A 23625-nucleotide genomic window follows, 5' to 3' on the forward strand; every position below is an offset into this window, starting at 1 on the left:
CCCCGGCCTGATCAGGCCGGGGGTTTTTCTTTCTGGCATGCGATACTCGTGAAACTTGAATAAAAATCAGGGGGCGATATGGGCTTTGGGATGGGGGCGAAAAGCGTATACAGGCGCATCCCACGCGGGATCTGGGTGTTGGGGTTCGTCAGCATGCTGATGGATATTTCCTCGGAAATGATCCACAGCCTGTTGCCTTTGTTCATGGTCGGGGCTTTGGGGGCCAGCGCGCTGCTTGTGGGGCTGGTGGAGGGGCTGGCCGAGGCGACGGCGCTGATCGTCAAGCTGTTCTCAGGCGTACTGAGTGATTATCTTGGACGACGCAAGGGGCTGGTTCTGGGGGGATATAGTCTCGGGGCCTTGAGTAAGCCGCTGTTTGCCTTGGCCTCCACCATGGGTTTTGTGGTGACGGCGCGGCTTTTAGATCGGGTGGGGAAGGGCATTCGCGGCGCACCGCGCGATGCGCTTGTGGCCGACATGGCTCCGCTTGAACTGCGCGGGGCGGCGTTCGGTTTGCGTCAGTCATTGGACACCGTCGGGGCATTTGTGGGGCCGCTGGTGGCGGTTGGGCTCATGCTGCTGTGGGCCAATGATTTCCGGGCGGTTTTCTGGGTGGCGGTCATTCCTGCTTTGATGGCGGTGATCCTGATCATCTTTGCCGTGCATGAGCCCAAAAAGCGGGAACAGCCAACGGCAAAGCGCGAAAATCCCGTAAGTTTTTCAAATCTGCGGCGTCTGAGCCCGGCCTACTGGCATGTGGTTGCGATTGGCGCGATCTTTACCCTGGCGCGGTTCAGTGAGGCCTTTCTCGTGCTGCGCGCTGCGGACAGCGGGGTTTCAGTAGCGTTGGTGCCGCTTGTCATGGTGGCGATGAATCTGGTCTATGCGCTGACAGCTTATCCGTTCGGGCATTTATCTGATCGCATGGATCACGGGCACATGTTGGCATTGGGTCTTGGTGTTTTGATTGCCGCTGATCTTGTGTTGATGGTCAGCCATCATCCCGCTGTTCTGCTGCTCGGTGTGGCGCTTTGGGGCGTACATATGGGCATGACACAGGGGTTGCTGGCCCGCATGGTGTCCGATGTGGCCAGTGCAGATCTGCGGGGCACCGCTTATGGGTTTTTCAATCTGATGAGTGGTCTGGCCCTGCTGGTCGCGAGCGTGGTGGCCGGGCTTATCTGGGATATTTGGGGGGCGGCGGCGACTTTTGCGACGGGGGCGGGGTTTTGCGTGCTGGCGCTGTTGGCCTTGGGCTTGCCCTTTGGTGGAACGAAAAAACCCCGGCCTTGAGAGCCGGGGTTTTAATCATCACATCAGGACAAGCTTAGCTGCGTTTGTCGATGCTTTGGAAATCGCGGCTGGTGTCACCGCTGTAAAGCTGACGCGGGCGGCCGATTTTCTGGGTCGGGTCCTCGATCATTTCGCCCCACTGCGCGATCCAGCCGACGGTGCGGGCCAGGGCGAAGATGGCGGTGAAGAGGCTGGTCGGGAAACCCATGGCGCTCAGAATGATGCCCGAATAGAAATCGACGTTCGGGTAGAGCTTTTTCGAGATGAAATATTCGTCCTCAAGGGCGATTTTTTCAAGCTGCATGGCCACCTGGAACAGCGGGCTGTCCTTGGCGCCGAGTTCTTCGAGCACTTCATGGGCGGTCTGGCGCATGACGGTCGCGCGCGGGTCAAAGTTCTTATAGACGCGGTGACCGAAGCCCATCAGACGGAAGCTGTCTTTCGGGTCCTTGGCGCGGGCGATGAACTCTGGAATGCGGTCGGGGGTGCCGATTTCCTCAAGCATGCGCAGGCAGGCTTCGTTGGCGCCGCCATGAGCCGGGCCCCAGAGCGAGGCAATACCAGCCGCGATGCAGGCGAACGGATTGGCGCCCGACGACCCGGCAAGACGCACGGTCGAGGTCGAGGCGTTCTGTTCATGGTCGGCATGAAGGATCAGGATGCGATCCATGGCGCGCGACAGCACCGGGTTGGCTTTCCACGGCTCGCACTGCGGCACGCCGAAGGTCATATACAGGAAGTTTTCGGCATAACCGAGATCGTTGCGCGGATAAACGAACGGCTGGCCGACCGAATATTTATAAGCCATGGCGGCGATCGTCGGCATCTTGGCGATCAGCCGGTAGGAGGCGATCATGCGCTGATACGGATCGTTGATATCGGTCGAGTCATGATAAAAAGCTGACAGCGCGCCAACCACACCCACAAGCACAGCCATGGGGTGAGAGTCGCGACGGAACCCATTGAAGAAGCTCTTCAATTGTTCGTTCACCATGGTGTGGTGCGTAATGTCGCTTTCGAATTTGGTTTTTTGACCAGCAGTCGGCAATTCACCGTTCAGCAGAAGATAACAGACTTCAAGGAAGTCACTTTTTTCCGCGAGCTGCTGGATCGGATAGCCGCGATGCAAAAGAATGCCTTGGTCGCCATCGATATAGGTGATGGTGGAATTGCAGCTTGCCGTCGACGTAAACCCCGGATCAAAGGTGAACATGCCAGTTTGCGCATAGAGGGTACGGATATCAATGACTTCGGGTCCGACTGACCCTTCAAAGACCGGAAGTTCTATTGTTTTTCCGCCAACGGTCAGGGTGGCGGTTTCTTTTGCGGGCGTCATTTTGCCGGTGGTTGTCATCTGCGCTCCTTTTTGGTTTTCGTAGAGGCTTCTTTCAGCGGGCTCGGGCAATTTGGTCTAACGCCTTTGCCGAATAGGGTCGTGACTGTGGACTTTCTTATAACGTTCGATGACCAGGATGAACAGTCTTGCTGTCGTCATGCCTGATCACGAATTCTCGCAAGGCTCTCGTCGCGGCCGAGAAGGACGAGCACCTCATAAATACCAGGGGAAACATCCGATCCGGTTAACGCGGCGCGGAGCGGCTGGGCGATTTTTCCAAGCTTCAGGCCGGTCTCCTCGGCGAGCGCCTTGATGCGGGCCTCCAAAGCCGTTTCTTCCCAAACGGGTTCGCCTTCAAGGGCGCTCAAAGCCTGGGCAAGCACGGCGCGGGCCTCGCCATCGACCAGTTTTTGCGCCTTTTCGGTCAAGTCCAAAGGTCGCACCCGGACATAAAACAAGGCAGTATCGGCCAGATCAATGAGGGTCTTGGCCCGGACTTTGAGGCCCGGCATGGCACGCGTCAAAAGCGTCCGTTCGTCGGCCGTGAGGGCTCGCTCAAGGCGGGACTCGATATAAGGGAAGGCGGCCTCGGCCAGCGCCGCATCATCGCTTGAGCGCATGTAATGGCCGTTCAGATTTTCAAGCTTGGCGAAATCAAAGCGCGACGGCGAGCGGCCGACGGCATCGAGATCGAACCATTCAATGGCCTGGGCGGTCGAGATGATCTCGTCATCGCCATGACCCCAGCCAAGCCGCAGCAGATAGTTGCGCAACGCCTCGGGCAGATAGCCGAGATCACGGTAGGCATCGACCCCAAGTGCACCGTGACGCTTTGACAGCTTGGCGCCGTCGGCCCCGTGAATGAGCGGAATATGGGCATAAATCGGACGTGGCCAGCCGATGGCATCGATCAGCTGAGCCTGACGGGCGGCATTGGTCAGATGGTCGTCGCCGCGAATCACATGGGTCACGCCCATGTCGTAATCATCGACGATCACCGACAGCATATAGGTAGGGGTGCCATCGCCGCGCAGCAAGACGAGGTCGTCGAGCTGGGCGTTCTGGAACCGCACTTCGCCTTGCACCTGATCGGCAATGACGGTTTCACCTTCGTTTGGTGACTTGAAGCGCAGCACCGGCTTGATGCCCGCGGGGGCTTCCGACGGGTCGCGGTCACGCCAGCGGCCGTCATAGCCCATGGGGCGTCCTGCGGCTTTGGCGGTTGCGCGCATCTCTTCAAGTTCTTCGGGCGTGCAGTAGCAGTGGTAAGCCTTGCCTTCGGCCAGAAGCTTGAGCGCCACTTCGGCATGACGGTCACGACGGGCGAACTGATAGACCGTCTCATCATCCCAATCGAGGCCAAGCCATTGCAGGCCATCGAGAATGGCGGCCACGGCCTCGTCGGTCGAACGGGCGCGGTCGGTGTCTTCGATTCTCAGCCGGAACTGGCCACCCGTATGTTTGGCATAAAGCCAGTTGAACAGCGCCGTGCGCGCACCGCCGATATGCAGAAAGCCGGTCGGCGAGGGAGCGAAGCGAGTAACGACGGCGGGTTTGGCGGTCATGAAATTCTGGCCCTAGGGTCTGGAATCAAGAGGATGTAACAGTCGGGTTTTCTAGCACACCTGACGGCCAAGTCAAAAGGCGTGCGGGCGAATGGCGGTCTTATGGGCTGTGGGCGGAGGTTCGTGGTTCAAACGAATGTTTCGATGCAGATGGGCTCAAATAGTCAGGGCCTGCGTAATTCTCTGGATAAGAATTGTGATACCCGCCAAACTCTCGCCATGGGGGAGAGTGGTGGCGTATCGGACGGCTTGTGGGTCCAGCTCATACAAGGAGCCGAGGGGCTTTGGGCTGCCGAACGCGGGCGCGTGATCCTGTGGACGCCGGTTCTGATCGCGGTCGGTATCGGACTATATTTCAGCCGGTTGACCGAGCCCGGCTGGCAGACCCCTGCGATTGTTCTGGCGCTCTTGGTGAGTGCCGCCATTTTACTGCCGCGCGGGCCTTGGCGATTGCTGGCCTGGGCGGGGATTTTGGTCGCGCTTGGGTTTCTCGCCGCGCTATTGCGGACGGCGGATGTGGCTGCACCCATTGTCGGCCGGACATTGCGGCCTATGACTCTGGTCGGCAAGGTAGATGCGGTTGAATGGCGCGGGCCCAAAGAGGCACGGCTTGAAATCAGCGTGCTGTCGCTTGACCGCTTGCCGGAGAATCGCTGGCCGGCGCGGGTGCGGCTGTCGTCGCGCACGAGCGTTCCTGCGGATTTGCGGGCCGGGGACCGCATCACCACCCGCGTGACCTTATGGCCGCCGCCATCCCCGACCATGCCCGGTGATTTCGATTTCGGGCGCGATCTTTTCTTTGCTCGCATCGGCGCGCTGGGCTTCACCCTCAGCGCGATCGAACGGCTGCCGGACAGCAGTTTGACCGAGCCCCGTCAGAATGGTCTGATGGGCTGGGTTGATAATATGCGGGAGACCGTCTCGAAACGCATTCACGCCGCTTTGCCGGGCGAGACTGGAGCGCTCGGGGACGCTTTTGTCACCGGCTTTCGGGCGGCGATCCCGAAGCCCCTGAATATGGCCATGCGCAATGCGGGTTTATCCCATCTCATAGCTATTTCCGGGCTGCATATGAGCATGGTGGTGGGCGTGGTGTTCCTGGCCGTGCGCGGCGGCTTTGCGCTCTGGGAGACGGTTGCGCTGCGCTATCCGATCAAGAAATGGGCGGCTTTGCTCGCCGGGTTTATTGCGCTCGCTTATCTTGGGTTGAGCGGAGCAAGCATACCGGCGCAACGGTCATTTCTGATGGCGGCTCTGATGCTGATAGCGGTGCTGCTCGACCGCATGCCATTGTCCATGCGGTTTGTGGCGGCGGCGGCGGCGTTTCTTCTGCTTTATCGCCCTGAGTCGTTGCTGAGTGTCAGCTTTCAGATGTCGTTTGGTGCTGTGTTTGCGCTCATCGCGATTTATGGCGAACTCGGTCACTGGCGGGAGCGCCGTCGTGCCGTCAAGGGAGAGGTCAAGCAGCGCGGCCGCGTGATGAGTGGGCTTAGCCGCATAATGGGGGTATTGGGCGGGATTATTCTGTCTTCGGTCATCGCAGAATGTGCGGTTGCTCCTGCGGCTTTGTATCATTTTCATCAGGTGGCCATATACGGCATGGTCGCCAATTTGATCGCTATTCCTCTGACGGGCACCTTGATCATGCCTTTTCTGGTGCTTGGGGTGTTGCTCATGCCACTCGGGCTTGAGGCCTGGCCGCTGAAAGTCGCCGGGTTCGGCCTTGATATCGTGATCCGGGTGGCGGAGACGGTGAGCAGCCAGCCGGGGGCCACCGTTGGCGCTCCGGCGTTCTCCGTGACGGCTTATGTTTTGTTTATGCTGGGAGGACTGTGGCTTTTGTTGTGGCGGACGCGCTGGCGGCTGGCCGGGTTTGGCATGATCGCCGGCGGCCTTTTGATGGCCGCCCGACCGGCGCCGCCGGATATGATCATCGCCGGGGAGGGGGAGATCATGGCGCTCCGGGCTCCGGACGGCAGCTATTGGATGTCGCCTGGGCGCAAGGGCAGTTTCGTGCGCGAGCGCTGGGCTTCTCATACGGCGTCCGACACCCATCGCTGGGCCTGGACGTCAGACGGCGGCGCGGGGGATTGGCTCAGGTGCGACAGTATAGGCTGCATCTATCGGCCCCGAGACGGGCTTATGGTGGCGGTGGTTCATGACGCCTATGCCTTTGCCGAAGATTGTCAGGAGGCCAATTTGCTCATATCGGTATTGCGGGCTCCGCGAGCTTGTGTGGATCAGACTGAGGTGATCGACCGTGCGGCACAGCGCAAGAACGGCGGGCATAGCGTCAATTTTCTGGCTGATGGACATGGCGGTTTTCAAATGGAAATCCGCAGTGTGGGCGAGACCCGGAACGGGCGGCCTTGGGGCGGCAAGCTGGATAGATGAATGGCGGGAGTTGGTGGGGCTGAGGCATGGATTGCCGGGTCAGGCCCGGCAATGACAAGGTGTTGAATGGCAGAGGCAGTTTTGCGTTGGAGAGCCGCAGCGATGGAAAGGCTGGAACGGGCGGCCATGGGAGAATAAGCGGTAGGTTTTGTTCGGGAGGAGACATGGATTACCGGGGCAAGCCCGGTAATGACATTATATAAAATGGGGAGGGTGGGAGTTGAATGACGAAGGTATGGAGAGCAATGCCAAGGTCGATGGCATCGGCCACAGCATTGGACATGGCATCAGGTATGACATTGGATCAGATATGACATCGGACACGTCATTGGAACTGGCATCCAACAGGGCATTCAACACGACATCGTACCAAACTTGTCATTGCCGGGCTTGACCCGGCAATCCATGGGGCAGACGCCGTCCAAAAGACGGTGCCGCTTAAAAACGAATGGCCGGGATCTCTCCCGGCCATATCTAAGCTCAAATCTTAGTAGCGCCTTAGAAGCCCCACCAGGCGGCCCTGGATTTTGACTTTTCCGGCCGGATAGATCTGGGTTTCAAGGGTGCGGTTGGCTGGTTCGAGGGCCACTTGCGCGCCGCGTTTGTGTAGGGTCTTTAAGGTAGCCTCCACATCATCGACCAGGGCCACGACGATATCGCCATTTTCGGCATTGTCGCAGCGCCGGATCAGGACGGTGTCGCCATCAAAAATCCCGGCATCGATCATGGAGTCGCCAGCGACCTCAAGCGCGTAATGTTCGCCGCGCGTGAGAAGGGCGGAGGGCACCGGAATGGTGCTGTATTGTTGCAGAGCCTCGATCGGGGTTCCGGCTGCAATGCGGCCATGCATGGGAATGTCGAGCACTTCGGCCACGCTGTCGGCGAATTCGCGCCCCGTCGCGTCACGGCCTGCCGGTTGCGGATCGGGAACCCGGCGCGGGCGACTTTTGAAATCGCCCTGAATGACCCGGCTGTTTTGGTCGTCGGTTGCCGGGCGTCCGGTGATTTCGGGAATGCGGGTGACTTCAAGAGCGCGAGCGCGATGCGGCAGGCGGCGGATGAAGCCACGTTCCTCAAGAGCGCGGATCAGGCGATGAATGCCAGACTTTGATTTGAGCCCGAGCGCATCTTTCATTTCGTCGAAAGACGGCGCAACACCGCTTTCCTTCAGGCGCAGGTCGATGAATAACAGCAGCTCATGTTGTTTCTTGGTCAGCATTCCGCCACTCCTGAAAAGGATCCATCATTGGGTCATGAGGTCTTGTGGAACCTGAATGTCGACCCTTTATGTTTCCTTATTGTTCTATTTTAGTTCGCGGGAACAGTCAAGTAAAGAACAACCGGCGAGGCACAAAAAATAAGCACCGGATCTGCCGGTCTCTTAGGCCAGAAGATGATCCGCCGGAATCCTGAGAGGTAGAATTTCTACAAGCTCGCCGGGCTCGGCCGCAGGGGCATGTACGGGGCGGATCAGGAGCGCGTCTGCACTGGCAAAGGGGCTCAGCATGGCGCTGTCCTGGCGTGGGAACGGAGTGGCAATCAGGGCGCCGTCCTCGGCCTCTGTCAGGCGGGCCCGGAGATAATCCTGCCGTTCGTCATTGGCCTTGAGCGCGCTGCCAAGACGTGCGAGCCGCTGGGCGGGAATTTCGGGCAGCAGACCCATCAGCCGCCGCAGCAAGGGAATGAGGAACACATGTGCACAGACAAGCGCCGAGGCCGGGTTGCCCGGCAGACCCAGGAAGGGCACGCCCTTGAGGTCGCCGAACATCATCGGCTTGCCGGGACGCATGGCGATGCGCCAGAAATTGACCTCAAGGCCGATGCCTGACAGGGCGCTATGAACGAGATCATGATCGCCCACCGAAGCGCCGCCACTGGTGATCAAAAGATCAAGCTTTGGGGCGTTTTTCACCCGGGCCTGAATATCGTCCGTCCGGTCGCGGGCGATGCCGAGGTCGATGGCGATCCCGCCCGCCGCCTCGACCAGTGCCGCGAGCGCAATGCTGTTGGAACTGACGATCTGATGCGGCGCGCGTGGGGCGCCCGGCTCCACCAGCTCATCGCCGCTCGTCAGAATGCCGACGCGGGGGCGCCGGCTGACCGGCACCATAGGGTGATCAGCGGTGGCGAGAAGCCCGATCAAAGCGGGAGCCAGTCGCTCGCCGCGACGGGCGATCAGGTCGCCATCCTTGAAATCGAGACCGGCGGGGCGTATATGGCGGCCGGGTTCGGGGGCTTGCAGGATTTCCACCCGGTCGCCGTCGCGCCGGGTATTTTCCTGAATGACGATGGCATCGGCACCGGGTGGAATGGCCGCGCCGGTGAAGATGCGGATGGCTTCGCCGGGGCCGATTTCCGGGCCGGGGGCGGAGCCTGCCGGGGTTTCGCCAATGATCCTGAGCTCAACCGGACAGACCAATGTATCCGCCATCCGCACGGCATAGCCATCCATGGCCGAGGCGGCAAAGGGGGGCTGGGTCAGCCGGGCACGGATATCGGCGGCCAGCACCCGGCCCCGTGACGCCCTAATGGCGACCGTTTCTGAGTCGAGCGGGGAGGTGGCGGCCAGAATATGGGCGCGGGCCTCGTCAACGGGCATCAGGGGTTTGCGGGTCATGGTCAATCGGCCTCGTACCGGCCGGATCGTCCGCCGTCTTTATAGACGAGACGTACTTCCTCGATACGCATGGACTTATCGGCGGCTTTCACCATGTCATAGACGGTGAGGGCGGCGACGGTGACGGCGGTCAGCGCTTCCATCTCGACGCCGGTTTTGCCGGCGACTTTGACCGTGGCGGTGATCTCAATGCCGCCTGGTGCAGGGGCAAGGTCCACGGAGACCTTGGTGATGGCGAGCGGATGACAGAGCGGAATAAGGTCCGAGGTTTTCTTCGCGGCCATGATTCCGGCGATGCGGGCGGCGGCGAGCACATCGCCTTTCGGGGCGGTGCCTTCGGTCACAAGCGTGAGGGCTTTGGCGCTCATGCGGATGAAACCGCGCGCGGTGGCGGTGCGGCTGGTGACGTCTTTCTCGCCCACATCGACCATATGGGCATGGCCTGCCGCATCGAGATGAGTGAGCTTCTGGGTCATGCAGCGCTCGCGGGGGTCAGAAGGGTTCGGGTGGCGGCGCTCACATCCTGCTGTTTCATCAGGGACTCGCCGATCAAAAAGGCTTCGACGCCTGCGGTGGCGAGCATGTCGAGATCGGCGCGGGAATAAATGCCGCTTTCACCGATCACGCGGCGGCCCGGTTCAACCCGGGGCGCGAGATCAAGCGTTGTCTGAAGACTGATCTCCAAGGTCTTCAGATTGCGGTTGTTGATGCCCATGAGGGGGCTTTTCAGCTTATGGGCGCGCTCAAGTTCCTCGGCGTCGTGAACCTCGATCAGGACATCCATGCCAAGGGCCATGGCGGCGGCTTCAAGTTCAGCTGCCTGACTGTCGGAAAGGCAGGCCATGATCAGCAGGATGCAATCGGCTCCAAGGGCGCGGGCTTCGGTGACCTGATAAGGGTCGATGATGAAATCCTTGCGCAGGGCGGGGAGCGAGACGGCGTTCCGGGCTTCGGTCAGGAAACGGTCGTTGCCCTGAAAATAAGGAATATCGGTCAGCACTGACAAACAGGTGGCTCCACCGGTTTCATAAGCACGGGCCAGGGTCGCCGGATCGAAATCGGCGCGGATCAGACCTTTTGACGGGCTGGCTTTTTTGATTTCGCAAATCAACGCATAGCGTCCGGCGGCGTTCGCGGCGTCGAGTGCCCGGGCAAAGCCGCGCGGGGCCGTCTGGGCGCGGGCCGCGTCCTCAAGTGTGGCAAGGCTTACAGCCGCCTTGCACGCAGCGATATGAAGGCGTTTGTCGGCGCAGATTTTATCGAGAACATTGGTCATTCGGCAGTCTCAACAGGGAAATTTGACAGATCAATCCAGCGGTCAAGGGTCTCGGCAGCGCGGCCAGTATCAATAATTTGCGCAGCGAATTGAACGCCTTCCTTCAAAGTCTTCACGCGATCGGTGACGATAAGTGAGGCGGCGGCGTTCAACAGCACGATATCACGATACGGCCCGGGTTTGCCGGATAGAAGATCGCGGATGGCCTCGGCATTGGTGGCGGCGTCGCCGCCTTTCAGATCTTCCATGCGGGCGCGCGGCAAGCCTGCCTCTTCGGGGGTGATTTCGAACGTGTGAACCGAGCCGCCGTCATATTCAGCCACATAAGTGGTGCCGGTGGTGGTGATTTCGTCAAGACCATCGCTGCCATGAACAACCCAGACCCGTTCTGACCCGGTGCGGCCGAGCACTTCGGCCATGGGGGCGATCCATTTGCGGTCGAACACGCCGATCACCTGTCGCTTGGCCAGGGCCGGGTTGGCCAGCGGGCCGAGCAGGTTGAAAAGGGTACGCGTGCCAAGCTCGCCACGGGTCGGGGCCACATGGCGCATGGCTCCGTGATGGCGGGGGGCCATGAGGAAGGCGATATTCACCTCATTGAGGCAACGTTCCAGAATTTCATGGGGTGCATCGATATTGATGCCAAGTTCTGCCAGCACATCGGCGGAGCCTGATTTCGACGACACCGCCCGATTGCCATGCTTGGCCACGGGGATGCCGGCGGCGGCGATCACGATGGCGGTCGCGGTCGAGATATTATAGGTCCCGGCGCTGTCGCCGCCGGTGCCGCAGGTGTCAATGGCGCCGGGCGGGGCTTTGACGGCCAAGACCTTGTCCCGCATGGCGCGGCAGGCGCCGGTCAGTTCATCTACGGTTTCGCCACGCACGCGAAGCGCCATCAGAAACCCGCCGACCTGCGACGGCGTGGCATCGCCTGACATCATAATGTGAAAGGCTTCGTTGGCTTCGGCCTCGGACAGGGTGGTGCCATCTGCGACTTTGGCAATCAATTCCTTGAAACGCGACATAATTGCCTCGATCAGTGTGACTGAGCGCGGCGGGCGCTCTCGATGAAGTTTTTCAATATCTTATGGCCGTGTTCTGATTCGATGCTTTCGGGATGGAATTGGACACCATGAACCGGCAGGGTTTTATGCTCAAGCCCCATGATCAGGCCGTCATCGGTTTCAGCAGTGATGGCGAGGCAGTCGGGCAGGCTGTCGCGGTCGACGATCAGTGAATGATAGCGTGTGGCGCGGAAGGCGTTCGGCAATCCGGCGAACAGTCCGCGGGCCCGGTGATGAATCTGACTGACCTTGCCATGCATGGGGGCCGGGGCGCGCACCACCTGGCCGCCGAATACCTGGCCGATGGTTTGATGGCCGAGACAAACGCCCATGATCGGCACCTGGCCCGAAAGTTCGCGCACCAGATCGAGGCAGATTCCGGCTTCATCCGGAGTGCGGGGGCCAGGCGACAGGACGATGCCTTCGGGCTTCATGGCGGCGATCTCGGCGACGGTGATGGCGTCATTGCGGCGCACCTCCACATCCACTCCGAGTTCACAGAGATAGTGATATAGATTCCAGGTGAAGCTGTCGTAATTGTCGATAAGCAGGAACATGTGGCCTCGCCCGGTCAGATATGGCCGCCTTTTTATTGCCGAATTGCTGTCTTCTAAACCATTTCGCCGTCATGATAAAGAAGCGTGGACAATCCTCTCCGTACGACCAGGAATGAATAGTGGTTTCCAAAGCGAAAAAGCGCAAGTCTCCGCGCCCCAAAGCCAATAAAACACCCCGAAAACAGGACGGACACTGGTTGCTTCCAGCGGCTGTTGTTCTGGCTTTGATCGGGGGGATTGGGGCTCTGTTATGGCCGAATCCTCATGTGGAGCCTGAGGTTTCCGAATCTGTTGCGGAAACGATCCCCGTTCCGGCAGCTACGATCACAGCTGAGCAGCCGCCAGAACAAGCTGTCGAGCATCAATATGAAGAGCAGCGCGTGGCGCCGCCGCCAAAAATTCGGCCCCCTGCGCCAACGGTGCCGCCGGTGGCTGTGGTGAAAAACGGCACGCCGCGTCTGGCCATCGTGCTGGATGACATGGGGCTTGATCATGCGGCGGCGCGCCGGGCGGCGGATCTGCCGGGGCCGGTGACGCTGGCTTTTCTGCCCTATGCGACCGACCTGCCTGCGCAGACCGCCAACGCGCGGGAGAAGGGGCATGAGTTGATGGTTCATATGCCGATGGAGCCGACTTCGAAGGCGAACGATCCCGGGCCGAATGCGCTCAAGGTCGGGTTGGATGCGGCGGAGATCAAACGGCGGATGGATACCAATCTTGGCCAGTTCTCGGGCTATGTCGGCTTCAACAATCATATGGGCAGCCGGTTTACGACCGACAGCGCAGGCATGCGGCAGGTGCTTAGTGAGGCGCGGGATCGCGGGCTTTTGTTTCTGGATAGCCGCACCACCACGGGCACGCTCGGGGTGTCGCTTGCGCAGTCCATGGGCGTGCCTTACGCCAAGCGGGATGTGTTTCTCGACAACAGCCGCGATCCGGCGGCGATCCGGCGGCAGTTGGCGGAGCTTGAGGCTTTAGCGCAAAAGCAGGGGTCGGCGATCGCTATCGGCCATCCCTATGCGGAGACGCTGGCGGTACTTGAGCAATGGATTCCGGAAGCCCGGGCGGCGGGTTATGAGATCGTGCCGCTTTCGGCCCTTGTGAAGGGCGCGGATGTGGCGGGGGTGAAGGGAGCGGGGGCGACGGGGGATGGGAGTTGAGGGGAAGACTAATATAGTTGTCATTGCCGGGCTTGACCCGGCAATCCATTTTGGCTGTCTGTATCGGTTGAAGCATGGATTACCGGGTCAAACCCGGTAATGACAGTTACAGTTAGAGGCTCTACTGCCCAAGCCCGCTTTTGCTGGCGAAGCGGATGGCTTCTTCGGCGGCGCGGATGACGGCGCGGGCTTTGGCGCGGGTTTCTTCGAATTCGGCTTCGGGGTTGCTGTCATAGACGATGCCGGCGCCGGCCTGGGCATACATGACGCCGTCCTTGACGATGGCGGTTCTGAGCACGATGCAGGTGTCCATGCTGCCATTGGCCGAGAAATAACCGACCCCGCCCGCATAAATCCCGCGCTTTTCGCGTTCGAGCTCGTCGATGATCTCCATGGCGCGGATTTTTGGCGCGCCGGATACGGTACCGGCCGGGAACCCGGCGGCGAAGGCGTCGAGCGCGTCGAATTTCGGGTCCATCTCGCCTTCGACGTTGGACACGATATGCATGACGTGGGAATAGCGTTCGATCATCATTTTTTCGGTCACGCGCACGGTGCCGGGCTTTGATACCCGGCCAACGTCGTTGCGTCCGAGATCGAGCAGCATCAGATGTTCCGAGAGTTCCTTGGGGTCGGCCAGAAGCTCGGCTTCAAGGCGTTTGTCGTCTTCGGGCGTCACGCCGCGCGGGCGGGTTCCGGCGATGGGGCGGATGGTGATCTTGCCGTCACGCACGCGGACCAGAATTTCGGGGCTGGATCCCACGACGGAGACGTCATCGAAGGACAGGAAATAGAGGAACGGCGACGGATTGGTACGCCGGAGCGCGCGATAAAGCGCCACCGGGGGGAGGGTGAACGGCAGCGAGAAGCGTTGCGAGATCACGACCTGAAAGATATCTCCGGCGACGATATAATCCTTGGCCTTGGCGATCATGGCGAGGAATTCGTCTTTCGGGGTGTTTGATGTCGGCTCGGGCAGGGCGGGCAGGTCGCGGAAGTCTGCCGCGCCATGGCTGAGCGGCCGGTCGAGGGCTTCAAGACAGGCGGCAAGTCGCTCTTCAGCGCGGAGATAGGCGGTGCGGGCATCAATCTTTGCGGTCGGGCGCACCGGGGTCACGGCGGTGATCACGTCGGTGACCTGGTCGAAAATGGCCATGATTGTCGGCCGGATGAAGGTTCCGTCCGGCAGGTCGAGTGGATCGGGGTTGGCCGCGCCGAGGTCTTCCATGAGGCGCACGGTGTCATAGCCCATATAGCCGACGATCCCGGCCGCCATGGGCGGCAGATGGGGCGGAAGGTCGATGAGCGATTCCGCCAGAAGCGCCCGCAAGGAAGCCATGGTCTCCCCTGCCGCGACAAAGGCCGTGGGGTCGGTCGGTTGGATCAGGGCATCGCGGTTGATTTCGGCGGTATTGCCACGGGCGCGCCAGATGAGATCGGGCTTGAGGCCAATGATCGAATAGCGCCCGCGCACCGCGCCGCCCTCGACGGATTCAAGGAGAAAACTGTTGGGGGCGCCGCCCGTCAGTTTGAGATAGGTCGAAATCGGAGTCTCAAGATCGGCCACGAGCGGCGACCAGACCACCTGCGGCTGGCCCTTGTCATAGGCGGCGCAAAAGGTTTCAAAGTCGGGAAATACCGCCATGGGTCGTGATCCGGATGATAGGGACAACGGAGATTTTAGTCCGCCCGAGCAAAGGGGGCCAGATATGAAGGCTCTGGCTTCCTCTCTATGCTCGGGCGGACAAATAGGGCTTACCGGTTGATCTGGTCCACAGTGTCTTTGAACAACTGTTCGTTGTATTTGGTGCCGAGCGTGCGTTGCAGATAGGCGCGGTACGCCACAAGGGCGTCATTGCCGTACTGAACCTGAAGACCGTTCTGCACTTCGCTGAAGATTTCAGCGTCGGCATCGGGGCTGCCCGGCTTCACAACCGTGACATGGATCAGAACCACGCCGTTCTTGTCGGGGGACGGCACGATGACGCTGCTGCCCACAGGGATGCTGAAGGCAGCGTTTTTCAGCTCGGGCGGCAGATTGGCGGAGCCGGGCTTGGGCAGGCGGGCGACCGGGATATTCTGTTGCCCCCCTCCATTGGCCGTTGCCTTCACGTCATCAAAGCTTTTACCTGCGGCGAGCGCCTGCTTGGCGGCTTCGGCGGTGGCCTGAGCGGCTTTGGCGCGTTCAGAATCTTTCCAGTTTTCGATGACCGCTGTGCGGACGCTTGCGAGCGGACGCAGAGTTTTCGGGGTCACGTTATCGACGGCGAGCAGGAAATAATGGCTCGGGTCGGCTTCCTGAAGCTCGATATCGGCACCGGCTTCAGTGGTGAAGGCTTTTTCAAGGAAGCCTTTCAGTTCGGGCAAAGCTGCGCGGCTGCCATCCTGGGCGAAGCCCTGGGCATCGACCGCGCTCACTTTTTCAAGCGGCAGATCGAGTTTTTTGGCCAGTTCCGGCAGCGTCATGCCGCTTGCGATGTCATCTTCGATACGGCTGGTGATCTGATAAAGCTGATCGAGAGCCTTTTCCTTGCGGACGTCGGCTTCGACCGAAGTGCGCACGGTGTCGAACGGGGTGGTTTCCCCCGGCTTCAGCGAGTTCACTTTCAGAATATGCCAGCCAAAGCTGCTTTCGATCGGGGCGGTGGTGCCGCCGACGGGCAGGGCGAACACGGCATCGGCCACGGGTTTGCCGAGGGAGCCTTCAAGTGCGGATTTGGTCAGCGTGCCGAGCGCGGTGTCTTCGGAGCTCATCTGGGCGACGCTTTGCGCGACCGCGGCGAAGTCCTTGCCGGCTTTGAGATCGGCGGCGGCGGCTTCGGCCTTGGCCTTGTCGGCGATGACCATCTGAGAAAGATCACGCTGTTCGGGCTTGCTGTATTGTTCGGGGTGGTTGTCGAAATAAGCCTTGAGATCGGCGTCAGTCAGGCTGACCTGCTGCATCAGCTTGTTGGCGTCGAGCACGATATAGGACAGCCCGCGGTATTCCGGGGCCATGTATTTGTCTTCTGACGCTTTGTAGGAGGCGGCAATCTCTGCTTCGGTCGGCTCTTTCACGTTGGTGACGCCGGAAGCCTGAAACTGCAGGAAATCAATGGTGCGTTCTTCGCCATGATAGGCATAGAGACGACGGGCGAGCTCGGCTGGCATATGCGCGGACATGCCGACGCTACGCAGCAGCTGGTCGCGCGGGATATCGGAGCGGGCCATATCCTCGAACTGGCGCGGTGTCAGGCCATTCTGATGCAGGACATTTTCATAGAGGCCCTTGTCGAATTCCTTGAAGCTATTCTGGAACGCCGGAATGGCGTGCACCAGGTCATAAACCTGGGAGTCCGAGGCGCTGAGCTTCAGATTTTTGGCGGCCTGATCGAACGCGACCCGGCTGACCATCTGTTCAAGTACCTGCTGCGGCAGCCCGAGTTCCTTGGCCTGGGTCACCGAAATGTCGGCGCCGGACTGCTGGCGGTAGCCATTGAGTGCATTATGAAACTCGCGGACGAAATCCGTTGGAGTCACTTTGCTGTCGCCAACGGAGACAAGCGCGTTCCCAGCGTTGAAGCGGAAAGCATCTCCGATGCCCCAGATGGCGAAACTGACCACCAGAAGCCCGAGAAGCATGGTAACGACAAAGGACGAGAGGCCTTTCCGGATAAAGCTCAGCATAAATATTCCCCGTGTGCGACATGCGAGCCCCGCGCCCGCGGGACAGCCGAAACCCTTGATAAGGCATAACGCGCCCGGGCTCAATATAAGGATGGCGCGATTTCATGTTGGTGAAGCTGTGGAAATTGAAGTTGTGGAAATTGCTGGGGGTTTTTGCTAGAGAGCTTGTCTGTACTCAGACATCAGGATTTGGAGTGTGCTTTCATGGCGCCGAGACCCCTAGTTGCAGGTAACTGGAAGATGAACGGCTTGCGGGCTGATGCGGCCGAAGTGCGCGCGCTTGCGACCCTTTTGACGGATGATCTCGCCTGCGACGTCTTGATCTGCCCGCCCGCGACCTTGCTCACGACCATTCTTGACGCTGCCAAGGGCAGCGCTATCGCAGTCGGCGGCCAGGATTGCCATGCCAAGGTTTCCGGTGCCCATACCGGGGATATCAGCGCCGCCATGATCAAGGATCTGGGTTGCTCCCATGTGATCGTCGGCCATTCCGAGCGCCGCACCGACCACGGGGAGAGCGATGCGCTGGTCCGGACCAAAGCCGAAGCGGCTGTTGCGGCAGGACTTGTGGCCATTGTCTGTGTCGGGGAAACCGAGGCGGAACGCGATGGTGGTAAAACCCTTGATGTGGTTGGGCGTCAGGTTCTCGGGTCGGTTCCGGATGCGGCGACGCCCGCGACCGTGATTGTTGCTTATGAACCGGTCTGGGCCATCGGCACCGGCCGCACACCGACCGAAGCGGAAGTGGCTGAAGTCCATGGCTTTATCCGCGCCGAGCTTAGCCAGCGGTTCGCTGCGGCGGGGGCGGAGTTCCGGCTTCTTTATGGCGGTTCGGTCAAACCGTCGAACGCAAAAAGTCTGATGGCCGTGGCCAATGTGGATGGTGCGCTTGTCGGCGGCGCCAGCCTCAAAGCGGTTGATTTCAGTGGGATTATCAACGCTTATAACTAAACCTAGCCATCCTGACACAATTGGTATAAATCTGCCCCAAGTGTTGGGCGGATCCTGCTACCATATAGAGTGCGGGATGCGCTGTTTTTGATTTGGGTATGCCCCTATGCAAACTGTACTTCTTGTCATCCATCTGATTGTCGCGTTGGCGCTGGTCTGTACCGTGCTGTTGCAGCGTTCCGAGGGCGGTGCCCTTGGAATCGGCGGCGGCCCTGGCGGGCTTATGACCGCGCGCGGCGCAGCTAATCTGCTGACCCGGACCACGGCGATTCTGGCCGGCTGCTTCTTTTTGACCAGCCTGGCTTTGTCGATCATTGCCGGTCACTCCGAACGGGGTGGCTCGATCATGGATCGGACGAAACCTGCGGTCAGCGGGACTGCACCGGCGGCACCGGCATCGCCACCGGTTCCGGTCAATCCGGAAGTTCCAATCAGCGAGTAACGGTTGCCTCTGCTCGCGGGCGCTATTTTCATCCGACCTGTTTCAAGGACCTGGACCGGCTAGAGAGTCTATGACGCGTTTTATCTTTATTACTGGCGGTGTGGTGTCTTCGCTTGGCAAGGGGTTGATGTCGGCGTCGCTGGGGGCCCTTCTTCAGGCCCGAGGCTATACGGTCCGCCTGCGCAAACTCGATCCCTATCTGAACGTTGACCCGGGCACCATGAGCCCTTATCAGCACGGCGAGGTCTTTGTGACCGACGACGGCGCTGAGACTGACCTTGATCTGGGGCATTATGAGCGCTTCACCGGCGTGCCGGCGAGTCAGTGCGACAGCATCTCCCAGGGGCGTATCTATCAGGATATTCTGACCAAGGAACGTCGCGGCGATTATCTCGGCGGGACGGTGCAGGTCATTCCCCATGTGACGGACGCCATCAAGGAATTCGTGCTGGCGGAAACCGCGGACCATGATTTCATTCTGTGCGAAATCGGCGGCACCATTGGCGATATCGAGAGCCTGCCGTTCCTCGAAGCAATCCGTCAGATCGGGCAGGAGCTTGGGCGGGATCGCGTCTGCTTTGCGCATTTGACGCTGGTGCCTTATCTGTCCGCCGCCAACGAGCTCAAAACCAAGCCAACCCAGCATTCCGTCAAGGAAATGCGCTCGATCGGCATTCAGCCTGATGTGCTGGTCTGCCGGTCGGAAAAGGAAATACCGCTTAGCGATCGGCGCAAGATTGCACTCTTTTGCAATGTGCCGGAAGCTGCGGTCATTCAGGGGCTTGATGCGCGCACCATCTATGAAGTGCCGCTTATGTATCATGCCGAAGGGCTTGATGCCGAGGTTCTGAAAAGTTTCCGCATCGATCCGGAAAGTGTGCCGGTTGATCTGACCCGCTGGACCGAGATTGCTGATCGCATCCATCATCCCGAAGGCGAAGTCACCATCGCCATCGTCGGTAAATACACCAGCCTGAAGGACGCCTATAAGTCTCTGATGGAAGCCCTGACCCATGGTGGCATCGCCAATAACGTCAAGGTCAATTTCCGCTGGATCGAGTCCGAAGTCTTTGAATCCGAAGATGTGGTTGCGCATCTTGAAGATGTCGACGGCATTTTGGTTCCTGGCGGATTCGGGGAGCGTGGGTCCGAAGGCAAGATCCGCGCCGTACAGTTCGCCCGTGAACATAAAGTGCCCTATTTCGGTATTTGCTTCGGAATGCAGATGGCGGTGATTGAGGCCGCGCGGAATATGGCCGGCATCCCACAGGCAAGCTCGACCGAATTTGGCCCCTGTGCCGATCCGGTTGTGGGCATCATGACCGAATGGGTCAGCGGCGATCAGCTTGTGCAGCGTTCGGCCGTTGGCGACAAAGGCGGCACCATGCGACTTGGTGCGTTCGAAGCCCATTTGCTTGCAGGGTCGCGAGTGGCCGAAATCTATGGTAGCGAACAGATTTTTGAACGCCATCGTCATCGCTATGAAGTGAATGTCGCCTATAAGGACGTGCTTGAGGCCAAGGGCATGGTGTTTTCGGGCCTGTCGCCCGATGGTCAATTGCCGGAAATCGTCGAGATTCCGGATCATCCGTGGTTTATCGGCGTGCAGTTCCATCCAGAACTCAAGTCGAAGCCGTTTGACCCGCATCCGCTGTTTGCATCTTTTGTCGCCGCTGCCATACGTCAGTCGCGACTGGTCTAGACGTTTGTCCTTACAGAGTACGAAGGCTCCAACTCGCCTTTTGAACCGGCAGCTTCCGAGCCTTAGCCGGATAACCGACAACAACAGGATAGAGATATGAGTGCCATTCTTGATATTACCGCCCGTGAAATTCTCGATAGCCGCGGCAATCCGACCGTTGAAGTCGATGTCACGCTGGATTCGGGCGTATTCGGGCGCGCTGCTGTGCCGTCGGGCGCCTCAACCGGTGCTCATGAAGCTGTTGAACTGCGGGACGGCGATAAAAATCGCTATCTCGGCAAGGGTGTGCTTAAAGCCGTCGATGCGGTGAATACCGAGATTTTCGATGCGCTGACCGGCCTTGAAGCGGAAGATCAGCTGGCCCTCGACCAGATCATGATGGATCTCGACGGTACCCCGAATAAAAGCCGCCTGGGCGCCAATGCCATTCTGGGCGTCAGCCTGGCCGTGGCCAAGGCCGCTGCCGCAGAAACCCGTCTGCCGCTTTACCGTTACCTTGGCGGGCCATCGGCCCATGTGCTGCCGGTGCCGATGATGAACATCATCAATGGCGGCCAGCATGCCGACAATCCGATCGACATTCAGGAATTCATGATCATGCCGGTTGCAGCCGAAAGCTGCACCGACGCCATCCGCATGGGCGCGGAAGTGTTTCATGCCCTGAAAAAGCAATTGAAAGACGCGGGCCACAACACCGGCGTGGGTGACGAAGGCGGCTTTGCGCCGAACCTTAAAAGCACCGACGAGGCTCTGTCCTTCATCATGAAGGCGATTGAAGCCGCCGGTTATAAGCCGGGCGACGACATGATGCTGGCGCTTGATTGCGCCTCGACCGAATATTACAAGGGCGGCAAATACGTCCTTGAAGGCGAAGGCAAGTCGCTTGATTCCGCCGCCATGGCTCAGTATCTCGCTGATCTGGTTGGCAACTATCCGATCATCTCTATCGAAGACGGCATGGCTGAAGATGATTGGGACGGCTGGAAAATCCTGACCGACCTTATCGGCAAGAAGGTTCAGCTGGTGGGTGACGATCTGTTCGTGACAAACCCGGTCCGTCTTGCTGACGGCATCAAGAAGGGCGTCGCCAATTCGATCCTTGTGAAGGTCAATCAGATCGGCACGCTGTCCGAGACGCTCGCTGCCGTCAACATGGCGCATCGTGCGTCCTATAGCGCGGTGATGTCGCATCGCTCGGGCGAGACCGAGGATTCGACCATTGCCGATCTCGCGGTTGCGACCAACTGCGGCCAGATCAAAACGGGCTCGCTCGCGCGCTCGGATCGGTTGGCCAAATACAATCAGTTGATCCGTATTGAAGAACAGCTCGGCGCTCAGGCAGTCTATGCCGGCCGCTCGATCCTGAAGGGCTGATTTCCGGAAACAGGGCAGGGAAGGTTACATGAGCTTTCCCTGCCATTTTCTTGAATCCAAACATAAATAGTCCTTGCTCCTCTGACTCGACTGTGATTCCCTAGAGCCATGAAGATCTGGCAAGAAATCAATCCGCGTTTGAAGTCCGCCGTCATGCCTGTGCTGACGGTGACCTTTCTGGGCTATTTCGCCTATCACGCCATTGAAGGTGCTCATGGCTTCAAAGCCTGGGTGCGGCTGTCAGGCGAAAAGACGGAATTGCAGACCAAAGCGGTGGAGGCACATGCCCGCCGTGCCGCCCTTGAAAACAAGGTTGCCTTGTTGAAGCCGGACAATCTCGATCCCGACCTGCTGTCGGAACGGGTGCGTGATGTGCTGGGGTTCGCCCATCAGAGCGAAGTCGTGATTTACGATCATGATGATGCCGCTGGGCCTGAGGCCGAACAGGCCGCCCCTCGGGGCGAATAGATTCCCTAAAATTCCGGTTCGGGGTATGATTCTGTCTTCTTAATACGAGAGGGAGACAGTCATGCCACAAGCGGTATCACCCATTCCCGAAGGGTTTGAGGGCGTTGTGCCCTATCTTTCCATGAATGGCGCGGCCGCCGCGCTTGATTTCATGACGGCGGCTTTTGATGCGGTTCTGGTCATGTGCCACGATATGCCGGACGGCAGGATCGGTCATGCCGAGGTGCGCATCAATGGGCGGCCCTTGATGTTCGCCGATGAATTTCCTGACATGAATTTCAAAGGTCCGCGTGGCTATGGCGGCTCGCCGGTGCATCTCCATCTCTATGTGACGGATTGCGACGCAAGCATCGCTCGGGCTGTGGCGGCGGGGGCGAAAATCATAAGGCCGGTTGCGGATCAATTTTATGGGGACCGCTCCGGTAGTATCGAGGATCCGTTTGGTCATGTCTGGCATCTGGCCACACGCAAGGAAATCCTGACAGCGGAAGAGATCATGGCGCGGATGCCCAAAGCCAATGGGTAATTTTGTTGCCTGGGTAATCGCTTAACCAAGCTTTGGTTAATAGACAGATAGTCATGGAAAAACAAGGGGTTTCTATGTATTTTATGATCGCAAAATAAGCTTTTAGAGCGAGAGATGTGACGAGTACACTCTCGCAGTCAGTCTGAACACGAACCCGGATCGGTATTAATGGCGAAATCACCGTCTTCTTCCTCACGGCCTTCCAAGGCTGCTGGTCGTAAATCCGCGTCTGAGCCCAAGCTTTACGACGCGAGCCCGGCTGAACTCACCAGCTACTACCGCAGTATGTTATTGATGCGCCGCTTTGAGGAAAAAGCCGGTCAGATGTATGGCATGGGCCTCATCGGCGGCTTCTGTCATCTTTATATCGGACAGGAAGCTGTGGTGACCGGCATTCAGGCCGCGCTCAGGGACAGTGACAAGGTTATTACCGGTTATCGCGACCATGCTCATATGCTCGCTTGCGGCATTGACCCAAATCTTGTCATGGCTGAACTGACCGGCCGCAGTGGCGGCATTTCTGCGGGCAAGGGCGGCTCCATGCATATGTTCAGTGTGGAGCATGGCTTTTTCGGCGGTCACGGCATCGTCGGCGCGCAGGTGCCGATTGGAACGGGCCTCGCCTTTGCCGATCGCTATAAAGGCAATGACAATGTGTCGGTCGCCTATTTTGGCGATGGAGCTGCGAACCAGGGTCAGGTTTATGAAGCCTTCAATATGGCTGAGCTTTGGAAACTGCCGGTTCTTTATATTATCGAAAACAACCAGTACGCCATGGGTACGAGCGTCAATCGTGCTTCGGCCGAAGGTGAGCTGTTCCGGCGCGGTGAAAGCTTCCGCATTCCGGGCAAGCAGGTCGACGGCATGAATGTGCTTGCAGTCAAGGCGGCGGCTGACGAGGCTGTGGCCTCGATCCGTAAGGGCAATGGCCCGATGCTGCTTGAGATGAAAACCTACCGCTATCGCGGACATTCCATGTCGGATCCGGCAAAATACCGCTCCAAGGAAGAAGTGCAGAAGATGCGGGCCGAGCATGACCCCATCGATCAGGTGCGCGTCATGTTGATCGAGCGCAAGATTCTCGACGAAGAAGGCCTCAAGGCAATCGATCGTGAGGTGAAGGCGATTGTGGCCGAAGCGGCCGAGTTCGCCCAAACGAGCCCCGAGCCGGATGCGGCCGAGCTTTATACCGACGTGCTCGCCTGAAGCCCCGATCGAGAGGATCTCTGAA

Annotated in this window: 20 protein-coding genes; 10 read left to right on the forward strand and 10 right to left on the reverse strand. The window is 59.4% G+C overall.

The window, feature by feature from the left end:
* Positions 1-90 precede the first annotated feature (90 nt).
* Complete coding sequence (locus tag NYP16_RS07400) at positions 91-1293, forward strand: MFS transporter (RefSeq protein WP_346742479.1); 1203 nt, start codon at positions 91-93, stop codon at positions 1291-1293.
* 34 nt (positions 1294-1327) lie between these two features.
* Here the strand turns inward: NYP16_RS07400 and gltA are convergent, their stop codons facing one another.
* Both gltA and gltX read right to left on the reverse strand, forming a co-directional pair.
* Positions 1328-2647, reverse strand: coding sequence for a citrate synthase (gltA, locus tag NYP16_RS07405; RefSeq protein WP_274943477.1), 1320 nt, complete (start codon positions 2645-2647; stop codon positions 1328-1330).
* A gap of 137 nt (positions 2648-2784) precedes the next feature.
* Entirely contained in the window at positions 2785-4194 is a 1410-nt protein-coding gene (gltX, locus tag NYP16_RS07410; RefSeq protein WP_274943478.1) for a glutamate--tRNA ligase, read from the reverse strand.
* A gap of 144 nt (positions 4195-4338) precedes the next feature.
* Between gltX and NYP16_RS07415 the strand changes: the two genes are divergently transcribed.
* Positions 4339-6588: a ComEC/Rec2 family competence protein gene (locus NYP16_RS07415; RefSeq protein WP_274943479.1), complete on the forward strand. Its 2250-nt coding sequence runs from the start codon at positions 4339-4341 to the stop codon at positions 6586-6588.
* A gap of 487 nt (positions 6589-7075) precedes the next feature.
* Here NYP16_RS07415 and lexA read toward each other — a convergent pair whose 3' ends face one another.
* From lexA to NYP16_RS07445, 6 genes are all read right to left on the reverse strand, one after another.
* Positions 7076-7807 (reverse strand): transcriptional repressor LexA, encoded by a 732-nt coding sequence (gene lexA, locus NYP16_RS07420; RefSeq protein ID WP_274943480.1) that lies wholly within the window; start codon positions 7805-7807, stop codon positions 7076-7078.
* 162 nt (positions 7808-7969) lie between these two features.
* Positions 7970-9205, reverse strand: coding sequence for a molybdopterin molybdotransferase MoeA (locus NYP16_RS07425; protein ID WP_274943481.1), 1236 nt, complete (start codon positions 9203-9205; stop codon positions 7970-7972).
* A 2-nt stretch (positions 9206-9207) separates the two neighbouring features.
* On the reverse strand, positions 9208-9681 hold the full coding sequence (gene moaC / locus NYP16_RS07430) for a cyclic pyranopterin monophosphate synthase MoaC (protein ID WP_274943482.1): 474 nt from the start codon (positions 9679-9681) through the stop codon (positions 9208-9210).
* Positions 9678-10481, reverse strand: a complete 804-nt coding sequence (gene trpC, locus NYP16_RS07435; protein WP_274943483.1) for an indole-3-glycerol phosphate synthase TrpC — start codon at positions 10479-10481, stop codon at positions 9678-9680. The genes moaC and trpC overlap by 4 nt, the downstream gene beginning before the upstream one ends.
* A complete protein-coding gene (gene trpD / locus NYP16_RS07440) occupies positions 10478-11509 on the reverse strand; it encodes an anthranilate phosphoribosyltransferase (protein ID WP_274943484.1) in 1032 nt (343 codons plus the stop codon). Before trpD ends, trpC begins: the two co-directional genes overlap by 4 nt.
* Positions 11510-11520: 11 nt before the next feature.
* Entirely contained in the window at positions 11521-12105 is a 585-nt protein-coding gene (locus NYP16_RS07445; protein ID WP_274943485.1) for an anthranilate synthase component II, read from the reverse strand.
* Between the two features lie 380 nt (positions 12106-12485).
* Here NYP16_RS07445 and NYP16_RS07450 point away from each other — a divergent pair, with 380 nt between their 5' ends.
* Complete coding sequence (locus NYP16_RS07450; protein ID WP_274943486.1) at positions 12486-13265, forward strand: divergent polysaccharide deacetylase family protein; 780 nt, start codon at positions 12486-12488, stop codon at positions 13263-13265.
* Between the two features lie 121 nt (positions 13266-13386).
* Here NYP16_RS07450 and trpE read toward each other — a convergent pair whose 3' ends face one another.
* The gene (trpE, locus tag NYP16_RS07455) at positions 13387-14910 is read right to left on the reverse strand and encodes an anthranilate synthase component I (RefSeq protein WP_274943487.1); all 1524 of its coding nucleotides are present in this window, start codon (positions 14908-14910) and stop codon (positions 13387-13389) included.
* Between the two features lie 110 nt (positions 14911-15020).
* Complete coding sequence (locus NYP16_RS07460; protein WP_274943488.1) at positions 15021-16931, reverse strand: SurA N-terminal domain-containing protein; 1911 nt, start codon at positions 16929-16931, stop codon at positions 15021-15023.
* 204 nt (positions 16932-17135) lie between these two features.
* Here NYP16_RS07460 and tpiA point away from each other — a divergent pair, with 204 nt between their 5' ends.
* The 7 genes from tpiA (at position 17136) to pdhA (ending at position 23600) form a co-directional block, all read left to right on the forward strand.
* On the forward strand, positions 17136-17882 hold the full coding sequence (tpiA, locus tag NYP16_RS07465) for a triose-phosphate isomerase (protein WP_274943489.1): 747 nt from the start codon (positions 17136-17138) through the stop codon (positions 17880-17882).
* Between the two features lie 106 nt (positions 17883-17988).
* A complete protein-coding gene (secG, locus tag NYP16_RS07470) occupies positions 17989-18324 on the forward strand; it encodes a preprotein translocase subunit SecG (RefSeq protein ID WP_274943490.1) in 336 nt (111 codons plus the stop codon).
* Between the two features lie 70 nt (positions 18325-18394).
* Entirely contained in the window at positions 18395-20026 is a 1632-nt protein-coding gene (locus NYP16_RS07475; RefSeq protein WP_274943491.1) for a CTP synthase, read from the forward strand.
* A gap of 96 nt (positions 20027-20122) precedes the next feature.
* Positions 20123-21400, forward strand: a complete 1278-nt coding sequence (eno, locus tag NYP16_RS07480) for a phosphopyruvate hydratase (RefSeq protein WP_274943492.1) — start codon at positions 20123-20125, stop codon at positions 21398-21400.
* A 108-nt stretch (positions 21401-21508) separates the two neighbouring features.
* On the forward strand, positions 21509-21868 hold the full coding sequence (locus NYP16_RS07485; protein WP_274943493.1) for an FtsB family cell division protein: 360 nt from the start codon (positions 21509-21511) through the stop codon (positions 21866-21868).
* Between the two features lie 61 nt (positions 21869-21929).
* Positions 21930-22394, forward strand: a complete 465-nt coding sequence (locus tag NYP16_RS07490; RefSeq protein ID WP_274943494.1) for a VOC family protein — start codon at positions 21930-21932, stop codon at positions 22392-22394.
* Between the two features lie 168 nt (positions 22395-22562).
* On the forward strand, positions 22563-23600 hold the full coding sequence (gene pdhA, locus NYP16_RS07495) for a pyruvate dehydrogenase (acetyl-transferring) E1 component subunit alpha (protein ID WP_274943495.1): 1038 nt from the start codon (positions 22563-22565) through the stop codon (positions 23598-23600).
* The last annotated feature ends 25 nt before the right edge of the window (positions 23601-23625 follow it).

Origin of the sequence: Govania unica, from assembly GCF_027920805.1 — a bacterium.
Taxonomy (GTDB): Bacteria; Pseudomonadota; Alphaproteobacteria; order Sphingomonadales; family Govanellaceae; genus Govanella; species Govanella unica.